Below are 1,305 nucleotides of genomic sequence, written 5' to 3' on the forward strand. Positions count from 1 at the left end.
AATAATATGTAAATTTATTTTCAACAGAAGAAAGAGAAAGATAAAAGCTAAGACTTGTCATTGGTCTTAAAGGCTGTTCGCAATGCTAGTTCCTTTCTCTCTCTGCTTTTGAACTTGGACAGTTCATTAGGTCATGAACCTGTATTTAGGATTGATAAGTCAATAGCAGATTTCTTCCGTTTACTTTTTCCTTAAAAACAAAGTTATGACAAAAAACAAAAATTACATTGGTATCGATATATCAAAATTAACTTTTGATGTATCCATTTTAGATGAAAAAGACAAGTACAAACATTACAAGTTCACTAATGATTTAGATGGTTTTAAAAAATTATCTCAACTGCTCAATTATGAGTCTGATGTTTGTGTTATGGAAGCTAGTGGTGTGTATTATTTAAAATTAGCAACCTATCTCTTTAGTATTAAGATTTCTGTCTGTGTAATAAATCCACTAGTGATAAGAAGATTTAGTCAAATGCGAATGATCCGGGCTAAAACAGACAAAAAAGACTCATCTGTAATTGCAGATTACGGAAAAACAGAAACGCCTGATTTATGGAGACCTGAAGAGAATTATGTTTTGGAAATCAAACAAATGCAGGCCTATGTTGAGCAATTGAATAAAAGTAGAACGAGTTTAATCAGACAACGAGAAGCTTTTAAATATAATACAGTATACGCCTCTGAGATGAATAAAAGTTTAGATAATATGATAGATGTACTTGAAAACCAAATCGCTCTGATGGAGAATAAAATGGTGGAACTTGTAAATCAAAACCATAAAGACTTGTTTGAAAGGCTAAACAGCATACCTGGTATTGGGAGAAAAACATCAATGTTATTAATCGTTATAAGTGGTGGTTTTACGAAGTTTGAAAATGCAAAGCAATTATGCTCTTATATAGGGATAAGTCCTCGTGTTTTTGAATCAGGTACCAGTGTGAAGGGGAGATCAAAAATTTGTAAAATGGGAATGAGTCGTATCAGGGCAATGCTCTATGTCTGTTCTTGGTCAGCTAAAAAAAATAATAAAGCTTGCAAAGAATTATATGATCGCTTGGTTGAAAAGGGAAAATCTAAAAAATTAGCTCTTATAGCAGTTGTAAACAAACTACTTAAACAAGTATTTGCGATAGCGACAAAAAATGAATATTATCTAGAAATTAATTAAAATAAATTTGCTTTTTAGCACAGTTCATTTCCTGTCTCTTATACAAATTTAACGCTGCCGACGAATAAAAAGGTTTATATCTTAGTGTATACGTAAACATTAAAAAAAACACTAACACAGATAAAAACATAAGA

General features: G+C 31.1%; 1 protein-coding gene. It reads left to right on the forward strand.

Annotated features, from left to right (window positions below; translation table 11 throughout):
* Positions 1-205: 205 nt before the first annotated feature.
* Entirely contained in the window at positions 206-1,171 is a 966-nt protein-coding gene (locus tag FEM21_RS15710) for an IS110 family transposase (RefSeq protein WP_035662579.1), read from the forward strand.
* Positions 1,172-1,305 lie beyond the last annotated feature (134 nt).

Origin of the sequence: Flavobacterium seoulense (genome assembly GCF_000695795.1) — a bacterium.
GTDB lineage: Bacteria > Bacteroidota > Bacteroidia > Flavobacteriales > Flavobacteriaceae > Flavobacterium > Flavobacterium seoulense.